At 70.6% G+C, this 15,578-nt stretch carries 18 protein-coding genes and 2 pseudogenes; 11 read left to right on the forward strand and 9 right to left on the reverse strand.

Features of this window, described 5'->3' with window-relative positions; translation table 11 throughout:
- Window positions 1–12: 12 nt before the first annotated feature.
- From J7E91_RS00815 to J7E91_RS00825, 4 genes are all read right to left on the reverse strand, one after another.
- A complete protein-coding gene (locus J7E91_RS00815; protein WP_214898181.1) occupies window positions 13–447 on the reverse strand; it encodes a type II toxin-antitoxin system VapC family toxin in 435 nt (144 codons plus the stop codon).
- Window positions 444–686, reverse strand: a complete 243-nt coding sequence (locus J7E91_RS00820) for a CopG family transcriptional regulator (protein WP_214898182.1) — start codon at window positions 684–686, stop codon at window positions 444–446. The genes J7E91_RS00815 and J7E91_RS00820 overlap by 4 nt, the downstream gene beginning before the upstream one ends.
- A gap of 37 nt (window positions 687–723) precedes the next feature.
- Window positions 724–852 (reverse strand): morphogenic membrane protein MmpB, encoded by a 129-nt coding sequence (mmpB, locus tag J7E91_RS36640; RefSeq protein ID WP_285439013.1) that lies wholly within the window; start codon window positions 850–852, stop codon window positions 724–726.
- A 71-nt stretch (window positions 853–923) separates the two neighbouring features.
- Window positions 924–1,262 (reverse strand): TetR/AcrR family transcriptional regulator C-terminal ligand-binding domain-containing protein, encoded by a 339-nt coding sequence (locus tag J7E91_RS00825; RefSeq protein ID WP_308375891.1) that lies wholly within the window; start codon window positions 1,260–1,262, stop codon window positions 924–926.
- A 21-nt stretch (window positions 1,263–1,283) separates the two neighbouring features.
- Between J7E91_RS00825 and J7E91_RS00830 the strand changes: the two genes are divergently transcribed.
- Complete coding sequence (locus J7E91_RS00830) at window positions 1,284–1,460, forward strand: hypothetical protein (RefSeq protein WP_214898183.1); 177 nt, start codon at window positions 1,284–1,286, stop codon at window positions 1,458–1,460.
- 59 nt (window positions 1,461–1,519) lie between these two features.
- Here the strand turns inward: J7E91_RS00830 and J7E91_RS00835 are convergent, their stop codons facing one another.
- Window positions 1,520–1,726, reverse strand: coding sequence for an acyl-CoA carboxylase epsilon subunit (locus J7E91_RS00835; RefSeq protein ID WP_214898185.1), 207 nt, complete (start codon window positions 1,724–1,726; stop codon window positions 1,520–1,522).
- Window positions 1,727–1,741: 15 nt separating this feature from the next.
- Complete coding sequence (locus tag J7E91_RS00840; protein WP_214898187.1) at window positions 1,742–3,328, reverse strand: acyl-CoA carboxylase subunit beta; 1,587 nt, start codon at window positions 3,326–3,328, stop codon at window positions 1,742–1,744.
- Window positions 3,329–3,433: 105 nt separating this feature from the next.
- Between J7E91_RS00840 and J7E91_RS00845 the strand changes: the two genes are divergently transcribed.
- The 5 genes from J7E91_RS00845 to hutH all read left to right on the forward strand — a co-directional run bounded on the left by J7E91_RS00845 (window position 3,434) and on the right by hutH (window position 9,766).
- On the forward strand, window positions 3,434–4,315 hold the full coding sequence (locus tag J7E91_RS00845; RefSeq protein ID WP_214898189.1) for a biotin--[acetyl-CoA-carboxylase] ligase: 882 nt from the start codon (window positions 3,434–3,436) through the stop codon (window positions 4,313–4,315).
- Window positions 4,316–4,679: 364 nt separating this feature from the next.
- Entirely contained in the window at window positions 4,680–5,825 is a 1,146-nt protein-coding gene (locus J7E91_RS00850; protein ID WP_214898347.1) for an adenylate/guanylate cyclase domain-containing protein, read from the forward strand.
- Window positions 5,826–5,864: 39 nt separating this feature from the next.
- A complete protein-coding gene (locus tag J7E91_RS00855; protein ID WP_214898191.1) occupies window positions 5,865–6,665 on the forward strand; it encodes an enoyl-CoA hydratase/isomerase family protein in 801 nt (266 codons plus the stop codon).
- Between the two features lie 44 nt (window positions 6,666–6,709).
- Entirely contained in the window at window positions 6,710–7,858 is a 1,149-nt protein-coding gene (locus tag J7E91_RS00860) for a diguanylate cyclase domain-containing protein (RefSeq protein ID WP_214898193.1), read from the forward strand.
- A gap of 363 nt (window positions 7,859–8,221) precedes the next feature.
- On the forward strand, window positions 8,222–9,766 hold the full coding sequence (hutH, locus tag J7E91_RS00865) for a histidine ammonia-lyase (RefSeq protein ID WP_214898195.1): 1,545 nt from the start codon (window positions 8,222–8,224) through the stop codon (window positions 9,764–9,766).
- 53 nt (window positions 9,767–9,819) lie between these two features.
- On the opposite strand, the gene J7E91_RS00870 is transcribed toward hutH, so the two are convergent.
- Window positions 9,820–10,161 (reverse strand): hypothetical protein, encoded by a 342-nt coding sequence (locus J7E91_RS00870; RefSeq protein ID WP_308375892.1) that lies wholly within the window; start codon window positions 10,159–10,161, stop codon window positions 9,820–9,822.
- Window positions 10,162–10,270: 109 nt separating this feature from the next.
- Between J7E91_RS00870 and J7E91_RS00875 the strand changes: the two genes are divergently transcribed.
- The 4 genes and pseudogenes from J7E91_RS00875 to J7E91_RS35605 all read left to right on the forward strand — a co-directional run.
- On the forward strand, window positions 10,271–10,597 hold the full coding sequence (locus J7E91_RS00875; protein ID WP_214898197.1) for a hypothetical protein: 327 nt from the start codon (window positions 10,271–10,273) through the stop codon (window positions 10,595–10,597).
- A 200-nt stretch (window positions 10,598–10,797) separates the two neighbouring features.
- The gene (locus tag J7E91_RS00880) at window positions 10,798–12,066 is read left to right on the forward strand and encodes an Ig-like domain-containing protein (protein WP_214898198.1); all 1,269 of its coding nucleotides are present in this window, start codon (window positions 10,798–10,800) and stop codon (window positions 12,064–12,066) included.
- Between the two features lie 168 nt (window positions 12,067–12,234).
- Window positions 12,235–12,828, forward strand: a pseudogene (locus J7E91_RS00885) (ABC transporter permease); the annotation flags it as partial.
- Between the two features lie 29 nt (window positions 12,829–12,857).
- Window positions 12,858–12,944, forward strand: a pseudogene (locus J7E91_RS35605) (ABC transporter ATP-binding protein); the annotation flags it as partial.
- Between the two features lie 82 nt (window positions 12,945–13,026).
- Here the strand turns inward: J7E91_RS35605 and J7E91_RS00890 are convergent.
- Window positions 13,027–13,488, reverse strand: a complete 462-nt coding sequence (locus J7E91_RS00890; protein WP_214898349.1) for a GNAT family N-acetyltransferase — start codon at window positions 13,486–13,488, stop codon at window positions 13,027–13,029.
- Window positions 13,488–14,342 (reverse strand): helix-turn-helix transcriptional regulator, encoded by an 855-nt coding sequence (locus tag J7E91_RS00895; RefSeq protein WP_214898199.1) that lies wholly within the window; start codon window positions 14,340–14,342, stop codon window positions 13,488–13,490. The genes J7E91_RS00890 and J7E91_RS00895 overlap by 1 nt, the downstream gene beginning before the upstream one ends.
- Window positions 14,343–14,461: 119 nt before the next feature.
- On the opposite strand from J7E91_RS00895, the gene J7E91_RS00900 reads away from it, so the two are divergent.
- Window positions 14,462–15,511, forward strand: coding sequence for an NAD(P)-dependent alcohol dehydrogenase (locus tag J7E91_RS00900; protein ID WP_214898200.1), 1,050 nt, complete (start codon window positions 14,462–14,464; stop codon window positions 15,509–15,511).
- Window positions 15,512–15,578 lie beyond the last annotated feature (67 nt).

Below are 15,578 nucleotides of genomic sequence, written 5' to 3' on the forward strand. Positions count from 1 at the left end.
GCGCGGGGCGGCTCAGGCGTCGAGCGGCAGGATGCGGAAGGCGTTGAAGCCCTTGGTCAGCGGGGTGATGGCTCTGAAGTCGCGCTGGTCGAGGGTGAAGATCCGGTCGGTCCGGTACCGGTCGGCCAGGACCACGCCGACGGCGTCCGCGAGATCGAGCCGCAAGCCTTCGTATTTCTGCCGCACCTCGTGCGCTGCCACGAGGTCCACGGGGTGCAGCGGTGGCAGTTTGTACTGGCCGTCCATGAGGCGACCGTTGAGCGCCTCCATGACGAGGAGGGCCTGCGGGAAACCGAAGTCGCGGTGAACGAGGTGGTCGAGTTCGGTGACCACCAGTGGCGAGATGGCGAGAGTCTCACCGTTCATGATCTCGGAGGCCGAGGCGTACAGGGGATGGTCCATGTCGAAGGCCGCGAAGAGAGCGGAGGTGTCCGCCACGACGATCATCGGCGTGCGGACCGCTCTTTGATGTGTTCGTAGATGGCGTCGTCCATCTCGTCGGCGGTCACCAGGCGGCCACCTCTGAAGGCGGGCAGGGGGTGGGAGCTTTTTGGCCGGGACGAGGTGTCGAGCAGCTGGGCGATGCCTCGACGAATGAGTTCGGCCTTGCTGATGCCTGTAGCTGCCGACTCGGCGTCCAGCCGGAGCTCAAGCTCTTCGGGAAGGTACACCGTCGTCTTTATCATGCCACGCATGGTACCACCCGTATGGCACGGGTGGCAGCTAGTGCACGCCCAGTACGAACATCGCCAGCACCATCGCGAGTGCGAGCAGGACGCCCGCGCGCCGGAGCATCGCCTGCATGTCACGCAGCTCCTTCGGGGGCTCGTTCTCCGGGTCGGACCACAGCATGCCTTCGATCCTGGGGATGGCACGGCTTCGGCGCCTGAGTACCTGTACTCAGGCGGGCCAGTACCAATGGACTAATTCCGGGTGAACAGTCCCGCCCGTGCCGCCGCCACCGCCACCGCCGCCGCCCGCTCGACGCACGGTGCCCACTCCCGGATGCGCGTCGCGCAGAAGCCGTTCAGCGCGGTCGCGCACTCCTCGTCGCACGCCGCCGCCGCGATCACCGCCTGGAAGACCGGGCCCATGCGCGGATCGGTGAGCGTCTCGCGTACGAGACGGGCGTTGGCCAGCAGGTCACCCTCCAGCGAGCCGGTGTCCGAGGCGGGCACGGACTGCTCGGCCATGTCGGGGCCTGCGGGATCGTCGGCTCCACCCTGCTGCCGCTCAAGGGCTCGGACCACTGGGGCTCGCACGCGGCGCGGGTCAGCGACGAGGTGAACCACTGGATCCGTACATCGGGCGAGTTCGACGCGTACGCCGACTTCGGCCGGGCGCTCGCCGACCCGGCCGACCCCGACCGCCTGCACCCGGCGTACGACTACGGCGACGCGCTGCACCCCAACGACGCGGGCTACCGGCTGACGGCGAAGACCGTCGTCGAGGTCCTGTGAGGCGACAGCGATGAAGGCCGGACCCGCTCGCGGGTCCGGCCTTCACGTCGTCGTCGCCTCTAGCCGGGCCAGTACGTCCGGCCCCAGGCCGTCGGCCCCGGCTGCGGCAACCGGCGCCGCGCCACCCTGGCCGGATCCGACCACGCGGCCGGCGGTTCCTCCGCGCCGGACGGCGAGCCGGCCGCCGCCGCGGCGCGGGCCTGGACCACCGCGAGGGCGGCGGCCAGCTCCTCGGGGGTCGGGTTGCCCCGTATGACCTTGATCATCGTCAGCTGCCCTTCCTAGAGCGGGATGTTGCCGTGCTTCTTCGGGGGGAGGGATTCCCGCTTCGTACGCAGCTGACGCAGCCCGCGCACGATGTGCCGCCGCGTCTCCGACGGCATGATCACCGCGTCGACGTAACCGCGCTCGGCGGCGACGTAAGGATTCAGCAGCGTGTCCTCGTAGTCGGCGATCAGCTCGGCGCGGGTCGCCTCGGGGTCGTCGGCGGCCGCGATCGTACGGCGGTGCAGGATGTTGACCGCGCCCTGCGCGCCCATCACCGCGATCTGCGCGGTCGGCCACGCCAGGTTGAGATCGGCGCCCAGGTGCTTGGAGCCCATGACGTCGTACGCGCCGCCGAAGGCCTTGCGCGTGATGACGGTGATCAGCGGGACCGTCGCCTCCGCGTACGCGTAGATCAGCTTGGCGCCGCGCCGGATGATGCCGCCGTACTCCTGGTCCACGCCCGGCAGGAAGCCCGGCACGTCCACGAACGTGAGCACGGGGACGTTGAAGGCGTCGCAGGTGCGGACGAAGCGCGCGGCCTTCTCGGAAGCGTTGATGTCCAGGCAGCCCGCGAACTGCATCGGCTGGTTGGCGACGATGCCGACCGGGTGGCCCTCGACCCGCCCGAAGCCGGTGATGATGTTCGGCGCGAAGAGCGTCTGCGTCTCCAGGAACTCGCCGTCGTCCAGCACGTGCTCGATGGCCGTGTGCATGTCGTACGGCTGGTTCGCGCTGTCCGGGATGAGCGCGTCCAGCTCGCGGTCCTCGTCGGACGTCGCGAGGTCCGCCTCCTCCGGGAAGGCCGGCGGCTCGCTGAGATTGTTCGAAGGGAGGTACGAGAGCAGCGACTTGACGTAGTCGATCGCGTCCTTCTCGTCGCCCGCCATGTGGTGCGCGACGCCCGACGTGGTGTTGTGGGTGCGCGCGCCGCCGAGCTCCTCGAAGCCGACGTCCTCGCCGGTGACCGTCTTGATGACGTCGGGTCCGGTGATGAACATGTGCGAGGTCTGGTCGACCATCACCGTGAAGTCGGTGATCGCGGGCGAGTAGACCGCGCCGCCCGCGCACGGGCCGACGATGAGGCTGATCTGCGGGACCACACCCGACGCGTGCACGTTGCGGCGGAAGATCTCGGCGAACAGGCCCAGCGCGACGACACCCTCCTGGATGCGCGCGCCGCCGCCGTCGTTGATGCCGATGACCGGGCAGCCGGTCTTCAGCGCGAAGTCCATGACCTTGACGATCTTCTCGCCGTAGACCTCGCCGAGCGACCCGCCGAAGATGGTGAAGTCCTGCGAGTAGACGCAGACCGGGCGGCCGTCGACCGTGCCGTAGCCGGTGACGACACCGTCGCCGTACGGGCGGTTCTTCTCGATGCCGAAGTTCGTCGAGCGGTGCCGGGCGAACTCGTCGAGCTCGACGAACGACCCCTCGTCCATGAGCAGGTCGATCCGCTCACGGGCCGTCAGCTTGCCTTTGGCGTGCTGCTTCTCGACCGCGCGCTCGGAGCCGGCATGCGTGGCTTCGTCGATACGTCGCTGCAAATCCGCGATCTTGCCCGCGGTGGTGTGGATGTCGGTCTCGGTCTCGGGCTCGGACATCGGGATGCGGCTCCCTGCCTGGTCAGCGGACGGCTACTGGCACGTAGCGTATCGGCGCGTGTGCCGCTCGGCAGTGCGTCGTTTGCCACACCTACGCTGGGTTGCATGACGCCTCCCGATGCTTCAGAGAACCGCTGGTCCGACCTCGACCGGCCGCCGCTCAGCGCCCTCGCGCTGCGCCGCGCACTGGTGCGGGAGGGCGGTCTGTGGACGTCCCTCGAGGTCGTACCCACCGTCGGCTCCACCAATACCGACCTGGCCCGCCGGGCAAAAGACCTGCCCGAAGGCGCGGTGCTCATCGCCGAGGAGCAGACCGAGGGCCGCGGACGCCTCGACCGGCGCTGGTCGGCGCCCGCACGCTCCGGGCTCTTCTTCTCCGTACTGCTGAAGCCCACGGAGGTGCCCGTCGAGAAGTGGGGCTGGCTGCCGCTGCTCGCCGGAGTCTCGGTGGCGACCGCGCTGTCCAGGTCCGCGGGCGTCGACACGGCGCTCAAGTGGCCCAACGACCTCCTGGTGACGGTCGGTGGCGAGGAGCGCAAGGCCGGCGGCATCCTCGCCGAGCGGGCCGCCGACGGTGTGGTCGTCGGCATCGGAATCAACGTCAGCCTGACCGAGAAGGAGCTGCCGATCCCCGGCGCCGGGTCGCTGGCACTCGCCGGAGCGGTCTCGACGGACCGCGATCCGCTGCTCCGCTCCGTCCTGCGTTCGCTCGGTCAGTGGTACGGCGCCTGGCGGGCGTCCGGCGGCGACCCGGCGGCGAGCCGGCTCCAGGAGGCCTACGCGGCGGGGTGCGCCACGCTGGGCCGTACGGTCCGGGCCGAGCTGCCCGGCGGGCGGTCGGTGACCGGCGAGGCGGTGGCGGTCGACGGCCACGGGCGGCTGGTGCTGGCGACGGCGGAAGGGGTTCAGCAGCCGGTGGGAGCGGGTGACGTCGTACACCTCAGGCCGGGGGCGAGTACAGAGGAGACGCGCGATACGGGGGAGTGAGCCAGGGCACACCTGCCGTATCGTTGAGGCGATCCGCGACGGATCGGCGCGACAGACGATCGGCAGGGCACAAGGCAGTGCGCAGGGAACGGGCAGGAGGCGGTAGGTGACCGTCGACGACGCGGGGTCCTCTGCGGAGGCGCGGCGGGACTCGGGTACGGGTCCGGAGCCGGGTGCGGTTGCGCCGTCCGGTCCCGGTGCGGGTGAGGCGTTCCCTGTGGGTGCGGAGTCCCCTGTGGGTGCGGCAGACCCGTCCGGCGCGGGCGCGGACACGTCCGCCACCGGAGAAGACCCCCACGAGACCACGCCCGGCGCGGACGCGCGGTCCGGTTCCGGGGGCGGTACGGGCCCCGGGCGCGGAGTCCTGCGGGCGGACGGCAGCGAGAGCGGGGTGCCCGCCGCCGTGGAGCCTTCGCCGTACCCCACGCCCCACCACGCCGTCGACCACACCGCCGAGCCGACCGACGACCCTCTCGCCATCCGCCTCGAACAGCTGATCCTCGGCGCCGAGCGCCGCTACACCCCGTTTCAGGCCGCCCGTACGGCAGGCGTCTCCATGGATCTCGCCTCCCGGTTCTGGCGGGCCATGGGCTTTGCCGACATCGGGCAGGCCAAGGCTCTGACCGAGGCCGACGTCCTCGCGCTGCGGCGGCTCGCCGGTCTCGTCGAGGCGGGGCTGCTCAGCGAGCCGATGGCGGTGCAGGTCGCCCGGTCCACCGGGCAGACCACCGCCCGGCTGGCGGAATGGCAGATCGATTCCTTCCTGGCGGGTCTGACCGAGCCGCCGGAGCCCGGCATGACCCGTACCGAAGTCACGTATCCGCTGGTCGAGCTGCTCCTGCCCGAGCTGGAGGAATTCCTGCGTTACGTCTGGCGGCGCCAGCTCGCCGCCGCGACCGGCCGGGTCGTCCAGGCCGCCGACGACGAGGAAATGGTCGACCGGCGGCTCGCGGTCGGCTTCGCGGACCTCGTCGGGTTCACGCGGCTGACGCGGCGCCTGGAGGAGGAAGAGCTGGGCGAGCTGGTCGAGGCGTTCGAGACGACCTGCGCGGACCTGGTCGCGGCGCACGGCGGCCGGCTCATCAAGACGCTCGGCGACGAGGTGCTGTACGCGGCGGACGACGCGGGCACGGCGGCGGAGATCGCGCTGCGGCTCATTGAGACGATGGCCGCGAACCCGACGATGCCGGCCCTGCGCGTCGGCATCGCCTTCGGCACGGTCACCACCCGCATGGGCGACGTCTTCGGTACGACGGTGAACCTGGCCAGCAGGCTCACCTCGATAGCGCCGAAGGACGCGCTCCTCGTGGACGGGGCGCTCGCCGAGGAGCTGTCGCGGACGGGTGACGCGCCGGTCTCCGAGGCGCAGGCGGCGGCCGAGGCGGAGACGGCGGAGAAGGAGGGCGTCGCGCCGCCCTCGTACCGCTTCGCGCTCCAGCCCATGTGGCAGCGGCCGGTGCGCGGGCTCGGCACGGTCGAGCCATGGCTTCTGACCAGGCGCGCCACCTAGGATCCTCCCGGTAACGATCGTTAACCGGGAGGGTGCGGCATGACTGGGGAACAGGAACGCTTCGGGGAGTTCGTCGGCGTACAACGGCACGGGTACGTTGCCGAGCTGGTCCTGGACCGGCCCAAGGCGATGAACGCGGTGTCCACGGACATGGCCCGTTCCATCGCGGCGGCGTGCGACGCGCTGGGCGCGGATCCGGGGGTGCGGGTGACGGTGGTGACGTCCAGCCACGAGCGGGCGTTCTGCGTCGGCGCGGACCTCAAGGAGCGCAACTCCTTCACGGACGCCGAGCTGGTACGTCAGCGGCCGGTCGCCCGGGGCGCGTACACGGGCGTACTCGAACTCCCCATGCCGACGATCGCCGCCGTGCACGGCTTCGCGCTGGGCGGCGGCTTCGAGCTGGCGCTGGCCTGCGACCTGATCGTGGCGGACCGTACGGCGGTGGTCGGGCTGCCCGAGGTGTCGGTGGGCGTCATCCCGGGCGGCGGCGGTACGCAGCTGCTGCCCCGGCGGGTCGGGGCGGCGCGGGCGGCGGAGCTGGTGTTCACGGCGCGGCGGGTGGAGGCCGCGGAGGCGGCCGCGCTCGGCCTCGTCGACCAACTGGTGGACGCCGGGCAGGACCGCGAGGAGGCGCTGGCGCTGGCGGCCCGGATCGCCGGGAACTCGCCGGTGGGACTGCGGGCGGCGAAGCGGGCGATGCGGCTCGGGCACGGTCTTGACCTGCGGGCGGGCCTTGAGGTCGAGGACGCGGCGTGGCGGTCGGTGGCCTTCTCGGGCGACCGGGCGGAGGGGGTGGCGGCGTTCAACGAGAAGCGCGCACCTCAGTGGCCGGGCGAATGAGATCAGATAGGTACAAATCTCCTCAAGCTACCTAAGCTGAGGGGATGGGTGAGGATGTGCGGCTGCGGGCCGTCGTGACGCTGGCGCAGGCGATGGCGGCGGCGCGCACCCCGCGCGAGTCCTGGCGAGCGGCCGCGCTGGGGGCGAAGGAGGCGCTGGGGGGCAGCTTCGCGGCGGTTTCGGTCTGGGAACGCGAGCTGGGGCGGCTGCGGGTGCTCGTCAACGCGGGGGTGCGGGCGGAGGGGGAGGAGGAGTTCCCCGAGGCGGAGACGTATCCCGTGCACCAGTTTCCGGAGATCGCGGAGTTCCTGCACGAGAAGTGGGCGGGCGGGGGTGAGCCCAACGCGTGGGTCGAGACGGCGGAGGGTGCCACTGGCGCTTCCGCCGCAGGCCCCGCTGGGTACTGCCATCAGCGGGTGGCGGCGCTGCGCAGGCGCGGGCGCGGGTCGTGCGTGGTCGCGCCGATCGTGCTGCGGGGGCAGGCGTGGGGGGAGCTGTACGTGGCCAGGCCGGCCGGGGCGCCGGTCTTCGGTCGTTCCGACGCGGACTTCGCGACGGTGCTCGCGTCGGTGGTGGCGGCGGGCATCGCCCAGACGGAGCTGTTGGAGGAGGTCCGCAAGCTCGCGTTCACGGACCCGCTGACGGGGCTGGCGAACCGGCGGGCCGTCGACATGGGGCTCGACGAGGCGGTGGAGCGGCACCGGAAGTCAGGGACGGTCGTCAGTCTGGTCGTCTGCGACCTGAACGGCCTGAAGCGGGTCAACGACTCGCTCGGGCACGCGGTGGGCGACCGGCTGCTTGAACGTTTCGGCTCGGTGTTGTCGGTGTGTGGCGCGATGCTGCCCGGCGCGCTGGCGGCGCGGCTCGGCGGCGACGAGTTCTGCCTGCTCGCGGTCGGGCCGTCGTCGGACGCGGTGGTGAAGGTGGCCGGGGATCTGTGCGTACGGGCGGCGGAGATGGACCTGGGGGAGGGGGTCGCGTGCGGGGTCGCTTCGACGGGTGATCCGATCGGCCCGGTCCGTACCGCGCGCCGCCTGTTCCGGCTCGCGGACGCGGCGCAGTACCGGGCGAAGGCGGCGCGGTCGGCGCGGCCGGTGGTGGCGGGGCGGGACGGAGCGGTGCTCCAGCTCGCGGACGCACCGCCGGCTGCGCCGCACGATCGGCGGAGTTTTCGGGGGGTGCGGCCGGAGTGAGGGGTGGGGGTGGGGTGCGCGGGTGGTGGCGCGTGGTGCGGGTCGGGGTGCGGGGTGCCGCTACGCGGGGCTTTCCCCGACCCGCCCCTTCCCGAACTGGGGCTCCGCCCCAGACCCCGCTCCTCAAACGCCGGAGGGGCTGAGAGTTGCCGCAAGCGGCAACATCCAGCCACCCCCGGCATATCCAGCCCGTCCGGCGTTTGAGGACACGCCCGTAGGGCGTCCGGGGTCTGGGGCTTGCCCCAGTTCGGGAAGGGGCGGGTAGGGGAACAGCGCCGCAGGCACCCCTCGCCCGGCCCGGGTAAGGGGTCAACCGCTGGTCGGGTAGTGACAGGAATGGATTCAGTCCGTAGGGTTCTGAATATGGATATGCACACAGTCGTGCTGGGGACGTCCGGAACGACCGCAGCGGATGTAATCGCCGTCGCCCGGGACAACGCCAGGGTCGAGCTCTCCCAGGAGGCCGTCGCCGCCCTCGCCGCCTCCCGCGAGATCGTCGACGCCCTGGCCGCCAAGCCGGAGCCCGTCTACGGCGTCTCGACCGGATTCGGCGCCCTCGCCACCCGGCACATCAGCCAGGACCTGCGCGCCCAGTTGCAGCGCAACATCGTCCGGTCGCACGCCGCCGGCATGGGCCCGCACGTCGAGCGCGAAGTCGTACGCGCGCTGATGTTCCTGCGGCTCAAGACCGTCGCCTCCGGCCACACCGGCGTACGCCCGCACGTCGCCCAGACCATGGCGGACCTCCTCAACGCCGGGATCACGCCCGTCGTCCACGAGTACGGTTCGCTCGGCTGCTCCGGCGACCTCGCCCCCCTCAGCCACTGCGCCCTCGCGCTCATGGGTGAGGGAGAGGCAGAGGGGCCGGACGGAATCGTCCGGCCCGCCGGCGAGCTGCTCGCCGCGCACGGCATCGTCCCCGTCGAGCTGCGCGAGAAGGAAGGCCTGGCCCTCCTCAACGGCACCGACGGCATGCTCGGCATGCTGATCATGGCGATCGCCGACCTGAAGCGGCTCTACACCTCCGCCGACATCACCGCCGCCCTCAGCCTCGAAGCCCTCCTCGGCACCGACAAGGTCCTCGCGCCTGAACTGCACGCCATACGCCCCCACCCCGGCCAGGGCGACTCCGCCGACAACATGCTCCGGGTCCTCGCCGGTTCCGGCCTCACCGGCCACCACCAGGACGACGCCCCGCGCGTCCAGGACGCCTACTCCGTGCGCTGCGCCCCGCAGGTCGCCGGTGCCGGGCGCGACACCATCGCGTACGCGCTGACCGTCGCCGAGCGGGAGCTCGCCTCCGCCGTCGACAACCCGGTCGTGCTGCCCGACGGCAGGGTCGAGTCCAACGGCAACTTCCACGGGGCGCCCGTCGCGTACGTACTCGACTTCCTGGCCATCGCCGCCGCTGACCTCGGTTCCATCTGCGAGCGCCGCACCGACCGGCTCCTCGACAAGAACCGGTCGCACGGGCTTCCGCCCTTCCTCGCCGACGACGCCGGTGTCGACTCGGGCCTGATGATCGCCCAGTACACGCAGGCCGCCCTGGTCAGCGAGATGAAGCGGCTCGCGGCGCCCGCATCCGTCGACTCGATCCCGTCCTCCGCGATGCAGGAGGACCACGTCTCCATGGGCTGGTCGGCGGCGCGCAAGCTGCGTACGACGATCGACAACCTCACCCGGATCGTCGCCGTCGAGCTGTACGCCGCCACGCGCGGCATCGAGCTGCGCGAGGGGCTCACGCCCGCGCCCGCCTCCCAGGCCGTCATCAAGGCCGTGCGGGAAGCGGGAGTGGAAGGCCCCGGGCCCGACCGCTACCTGGCTCCCGACCTCGCCGCAGCCGACGCCTTCGTACGGGCGGGCAGGCTCGTCGAGGCCGTCGAGCCGGTGACCGGGCCGCTCGCGTAATCCGGAGAAGTAATCCGGAGAAGTAACCGCAGAAGCAGAGCGAGGGCCGTGCGTCAGATGACCGGACGCGCGGCCCTTCGCATCGAGTACGTCATGAATCCGGCGCCCACGCCGAGGAACGCGGTGCCGCCGATCAGGTACGGGGTCGTGTCCACGCTGCCCGTGTCGGCGAGCACGAGGTCCTGCGAGGCGCTTCTTCCGGCGGCCGGTGTCTGAGCCTGGGCCTCGGCCCGCGCCTGCTCCTGGGTCTGCTCCTGGCCCTGCTCCTGAGCCTGCGACTCGGGCTGGGGCTTCGCCTCCTTCTCCGCCGTCGCATTGGCGGACGGGACGAACCACAGAGCACACAGCAGTGTGCCCGCGGCGGTGGCGGTCAGCAGCGGTCGGCGTGCGGACACGTAATCGATCCCCCTTGAGGCAACCGGGAATTGGCCGTGTACGCCGATGCTAATGAAAGCAGCGGGTCGCAGGAAAGTCGCGAGAGCCCGGAGGCCTACGCTCCGAAGCATGAACGCAACTGACACGTCACGCTTTGTCCGGCTCCAGGTGGAATTGGTGCTGGAAATTTCCGATGCCAAGCAGCTCACCGACGCCGCTCTCGCCCACGTAACGGAAGACGCCCACGCGGCGGACGTCGAACGCACGCATGCCGAGGCCGCCGTGCGGGAAGACGTGGCGGAGGCCCTTGCCCACCTCGTGGACCCGTTCGATCTGATCAGCGAGGTACCCGGAGTGGAGCTCGCGCAGGCCTCGTGGAGCAGCGAGCGGATCGACTACAACCCCGACGCCGTGGAGTGGGACCTGGATGAGGACGACGAGGAGGGCCCCGCGTAACTTCATCGGTGCGCCCGGCGAAGAAAAGCGCGCCGTCGCCGCAACCGGCGGCGGCGTGGCTGCGTCGGTCACTGTGATCAGTGGTGTTCCCCACATTCCCCCCAGATGTGGAACGGACGAATCGGTACAGGTGTTTAGGACATTGGCAGGGTGATGCTGCCCAGCGGCTCTGCCCGGGGATTTGTGGGGAATCGGCAACGATGGAGAAGCGTGTGATGACGGACAGCAAGCGGCGCAGGGGCCTCATGGCCGCGTCCGCACTGCTAAGCGGCGTTCTGGTCCTTTCGGCCTGCAGCGACGGCGGTGACAAGGGCGGCAGCAGCGCCCAGAGCTCGAAGAAGTCGCAGGCCGAGGTGGACGAGGCGGCGGCCAAGGACACCTCCAAGGCCCGAATAGCGATCACCCCCAAGAGCGGCGCCGACAACGTCAGCATCAACCGCGGCACCAAGGTCACCGTCAGCGAGGGCAAGCTGACCGAGGTCACGATGACCTCGACCGCCGGTGCGAAGGTGGCCGGCACGATCGCCGCCGACGGCAAGAGCTGGAAGCCCGACACGCAGCTTGAGCGCGCGACGACGTACAAGATCTCCGCGACCGCGGCCGACTCCGCAGGCCGCGAGGCGCACGAGAACGGCTCCTTCACCACCCTCTCGCCCGCCAACAGCTTCATCGGCAACTTCACGCCCGACGACGGCTCCAAGGTCGGCGTCGGCATGCCGGTGTCGATCAACTTCGACAAGCCGATCACCGACAAGGCCGCCGTCCAGAAGGGCATCACGGTCACGTCGAGCAGCGGCCAGGAAGTCGTCGGCCACTGGTTCAGCTCGCAGCGCCTGGACTTCCGCCCCCAGGAGTACTGGAAGGGCGGCTCCACGGTCACCCTGAAGCTGGAGCTCGACCGCGTCGAGGGCGCCGAGGGCGTCTACGGCGTCCAGGACAAGACCGTCACGTTCACGGTGGGCCGAAACCAGGTCAGCACCGTCGACGCCAAGACGAAGACCATGACGGTCACGCGGGACGGCAAGACGGTCAAGACCATCCCGATCTCCGCGGGCGCGCCCGAGAACCCGACGTACAACGGCCAGATGGTGATCTCCGAGAAGTTCAAGGAGACCCGGATGAACGGTGCGACGGTCGGCTTCACGGACGACGACGGCAAGGGCGAGTACGACATCAAGGACGTGCCGCACGCCATGCGGCTGTCCACCTCGGGCACGTTCATCCACGGCAACTACTGGGGCGCCGACTCGATCTTCGGCAGCGCCAACACCAGCCACGGCTGCGTGGGCCTGAACGACGCCAAGGGCGCGAACGACCCGAACCAGCCCGGTGCCTGGTTCTTCAACAACTCGCTCATCGGCGACGTGGTCATCGTCAAGAACTCCCCGGACAAGACCATCAAGCCGGACAACGGCCTCAACGGCTGGAACATGGACTGGGAGCAGTGGAAGGCCGGCTCCGCGGTCTGATCCCTCTCCTTTCCCCGTAGCGGTACGGCGGCGGGCGCCACCCTCAACTCCGGGGGTGGCGCCCGCCGCCGTTCGCGTTCCTGGCCGTCACCACCGTCCCGGCGGCTTCTCATGCGGCGCTCAGACCGGCCTTATCCAGCCATCACGAGCCGCCCATACCTTCGCGCCATGTTCCTCACCTACCTCCGGCGCGAGCTGCGCAGGCGCAGAAAGGCGGCGTTCGTCGTCGCCTCAGGGCTTGCGCTGGACATCGCGCTGGTCATCGTGGTCAGTTCGGTCTCGGCCGGCATGGGCCGCGCCCAGGACAAGGTCCTGGAATCGCTGTACGGACTGGGGACCGACATGACGGTCACCTAGGCCGCGGTGCCGCCCGGCGAGAACGACACCAGCCGTCGGCCCCGCTTCGAGTTCGACGCCAAGGACAGCGGCGACGACAAGGAGCAGAGCAGCGACCGGGTGATGGTGCAGGGCTTCCAGACCCTGGCGTCCTCCACCATCGGCAAGGTCGCGGAGCAGGACGGGGTCGCGGACGCCGTTGGCGGTCTGAGCCTCCAGGTCCTCAAGGTCAGCGGCCAGTTCAAGCGCGGCGAGGTCGACAAGGCGCAGCCCGCCCGGCCGGGCGGACCCGGCGACGGTGACGGCGACGGTAGTGGCGGCGAGGTGCGGGGCGGCGGCGCCGCCTTCGGTGTCGACTCCTTCTCCGTGTACGGAACCGACGTCACCGAACCCGCGCTCGGCCCGCTCACCTCCTCCAGGATCACCTAGGGGCGCACCTTCACCGAGGCCGAGACACCCACGACAGCGCCATCGCCCGCCGCGCACCGCGCGTCGCCACGATCCGCAAGGGGCGCGTCACGGTGACGGAGAACGCGACTGCCGCCCGAGGGCGGGCCGCGCGTGGCCAAGATCTGACCCGGGCCGGTTCAGCGCTCGGGCCGGTTCAGCGCCCGGATGACCGGTTCAGCGCTCGGGCGCCCATACAAAGCGGACGTCCGGCTCGCGCTCCTCGTTGCGCGAACCGTCCGTCCGCTCGGCCGCGCGGAAACCGTGCCGCTCGTAGAAGCGCTGGGCGGGCTCGTTGACCTGGAAGGTCCACAACTCGAGGCCGCCGGGCGACCGTTCCTTCGCGAGCTGTACGAAGCGGTCGCCGATCCCGCGCCCCCGGTGCTCCGGCGCCAGGTACAGCTGCTCGATGCGGCCGGGCTCCAGCGCCATCATCCCGACCACGGCGCCGCCGTTCTCCGCCACCCACGTCTCCTGCTCCGGCACCACGACGTACCGGAAGAAGTCCCGCACCGCGTCGTCGCCGTGCGCCCGCTTCACCGCGGGCAGCGCGGCGTCGTACGACCGCAGCCACACGTCGGCCACGGCAGCGGCGTCGTCGGGGCCGGCCGCCCGGCGCAGGGCCACCGCCGCGTCGATCACCCGCGTACCTCCATGTCCACGTTCGCGCCCCAGTTCGCCAGCAGCCGCAGGGAGTCCTGCGAGGGCGAGCCCGGCTCCGCGTGGAAGGTGACCAGGCACTGCTCCGGGTCGTCGGGCAGCCGAAGCGTCTCGTACGAGAGTGTCAGTTCACCCACCAGAGGGTGGCGCAGGCGCTTGGTGCCGTGCCCCTTGTCCTTCACGTGGTGCGCGGCCCACAGATTCCTGAACACCTCGTTCTTCACCGACAGCTCGCCGACCAGCGCGGACAGCAGCGGATCGTCCGGATGGCAGCCCGCGTCCAGCCGCAGGTAGCTGACGACCTCGCACGCCTTGAGCTCCCAGTCGACGAACAGGTCGCGGCAGTTGTCGCCCAGGAAGAGGAGGCGGGCGATGTTGCGCTCCTCGGCGGGCAGCTCGGTGACGTCGCCGAACAGCGCGCGGGCCATGCGGTTGAAGCCGAGGATGTCGGTGCGCCGCCCCATGACGTACGCCGGCACCCCCTCCATGGCGTCCATGAGCTGCTGCATCCCGGGCCGCAGCCGCTGCGGCCGCGCGGGGCGCTTCCGCTTCTGCGACGGCTTGGCGAGGTGGGTGAGGTGGTCGCGCTCGGCGTCGGACAGGCGGAGGGCGCGGGCGATCGCGTCCAGTACTCCCATGGACACGTTCCGGCCGTTGCCCTGCTCAAGACGCGTGTAGTACGCCACCGAGACCCCGGCCAGCTGCGCCAGTTCCTCGCGGCGCAGGCCGGGGACGCGGCGGTGCCTGCCCAAGTCGGGCAGGCCGACGTCCTCAGGTTTGAGCCGCGCGCGGCGGGATCGGAGGAACTCACTCAGTTCGGCGCGCTGATCCATAACAGCCAAGTATCCCCGGTCGTACGACGGTGATCCTGTCCCCGCCAGTGGTATGCACAGCAGACGTACGCACAACAGGGGGCTGGGTGGATCCGCGCAGCTCAGGCAGGCTGTCCACCATGACTACTGCTACCTCTGTCAATGCGTACGCCGCTCCTTCCGCCAAGGCCCCGCTGGAGAAGATCTCCGTTCCGCGTCGCCCGGTCGGCGAGCACGACGTGATGATCGAGATCAAGTACGCGGGCATCTGCCACTCCGACATCCACCAGGTCCGGGACGGCTGGGGCGAGGGCATCTACCCGATGGTTCCCGGCCACGAGATCGCCGGCATCGTCACGGAGGTCGGCGCCGGAGTCAGCAAGTACGCGGTCGGCGACCGGGTCGGCGTGGGCTGCCTCGTCGACTCCTGCCGCGAGTGCGAGGCCTGCCTCGCGGGCCAGGAGCAGCACTGCGCCAAGGGCGCGATCGGCACGTACAACGCTCTCGACAAGAACGGCGAGCCGACCTACGGCGGCTACTCCACCCACCTCGTCGTCGACGAGAACTACGCCGTGCGCATCCCCGAGGGCCTTTCGCTGGACGTCGCCGCACCGCTGCTGTGCGCCGGCATCACCCTCTACTCGCCGCTCAACCACTGGCAGGCGGGCCCCGGCAAGAAGGTCGCGATCCTCGGCCTGGGCGGTCTCGGGCACATGGGCGTCAAGATCGCCGACGCGCTGGGCGCCGAGGTGACCGTACTGAGCCAGAGTCTCCGGAAGAAGGAGGACGGGCTGAAGCTGGGCGCCGACCACTTCTACGCGACCAGCGACCCGAAGACCTTCGAGGAACTGGCCGGCTCCTTCGACCTGATTGTCTCGACGGTCTCCGCGCCGCTGGACATGGACGCGTACCTCGGCCTGCTGAAGGTGGGCGGGGCCTTCGTGAACGTGGGCGCCCCCGAGGAGCCCAACTCCATCAACATGTTCTCGCTGATCGGCGGTAACAAGACGCTGGCCGGTTCGATGATCGGCGGCATCGCCGAGACGCAGGAGATGCTCGACTTCTGCGCACGGCACGGGCTGGGCGCGGAGATCGAACTGATCAGCGCGGACCAGATCAACGAGGCGTACGAGCGGGTCCTGGCGAGCGATGTCCGCTACCGCTTTGTGATCGACGCGGCGACGATCTGAGGATGCTCTGAGGACGCTCTGAGGGCTGAGGCTGAGGCTGAGGGCCGGCGGCCGGCGGTCGGCGGGG

Origin of the sequence: Streptomyces sp. ISL-99 (assembly GCF_018614005.1) — a bacterium.
In the GTDB taxonomy this organism is placed as follows: Bacteria; Actinomycetota; Actinomycetes; order Streptomycetales; family Streptomycetaceae; genus Streptomyces; species Streptomyces flavidovirens.

Excerpts from the sequence above, each read along its gene's own strand:
- J7E91_RS00815 (WP_214898181.1), bottom strand. The coding sequence starts at position 447 with ATGATCGTCGTGGCGGACACCTCCGCTCTCTTCGCGGCCTTCGACATG.
- J7E91_RS00820 (WP_214898182.1), bottom strand. The coding sequence starts at position 686 with ATGATAAAGACGACGGTGTACCTTCCCGAAGAGCTTGAGCTCCGGCTG.
- mmpB (WP_285439013.1), bottom strand. The coding sequence starts at position 852 with ATGCTGTGGTCCGACCCGGAGAACGAGCCCCCGAAGGAGCTGCGTGAC.
- J7E91_RS00835 (WP_214898185.1), bottom strand. The coding sequence starts at position 1,726 with ATGATCAAGGTCATACGGGGCAACCCGACCCCCGAGGAGCTGGCCGCC.
- J7E91_RS00840 (WP_214898187.1), bottom strand. The coding sequence starts at position 3,328 with ATGTCCGAGCCCGAGACCGAGACCGACATCCACACCACCGCGGGCAAG.
- J7E91_RS00845 (WP_214898189.1), top strand. The coding sequence starts at position 3,434 with ATGACGCCTCCCGATGCTTCAGAGAACCGCTGGTCCGACCTCGACCGG.
- J7E91_RS00855 (WP_214898191.1), top strand. The coding sequence starts at position 5,865 with ATGACTGGGGAACAGGAACGCTTCGGGGAGTTCGTCGGCGTACAACGG.
- J7E91_RS00860 (WP_214898193.1), top strand. The coding sequence starts at position 6,710 with ATGGGTGAGGATGTGCGGCTGCGGGCCGTCGTGACGCTGGCGCAGGCG.
- hutH (WP_214898195.1), top strand. The coding sequence starts at position 8,222 with ATGGATATGCACACAGTCGTGCTGGGGACGTCCGGAACGACCGCAGCG.
- J7E91_RS00875 (WP_214898197.1), top strand. The coding sequence starts at position 10,271 with ATGAACGCAACTGACACGTCACGCTTTGTCCGGCTCCAGGTGGAATTG.
- J7E91_RS00880 (WP_214898198.1), top strand. The coding sequence starts at position 10,798 with ATGGAGAAGCGTGTGATGACGGACAGCAAGCGGCGCAGGGGCCTCATG.
- J7E91_RS00895 (WP_214898199.1), bottom strand. The coding sequence starts at position 14,342 with ATGGATCAGCGCGCCGAACTGAGTGAGTTCCTCCGATCCCGCCGCGCG.
- J7E91_RS00900 (WP_214898200.1), top strand. The coding sequence starts at position 14,462 with ATGACTACTGCTACCTCTGTCAATGCGTACGCCGCTCCTTCCGCCAAG.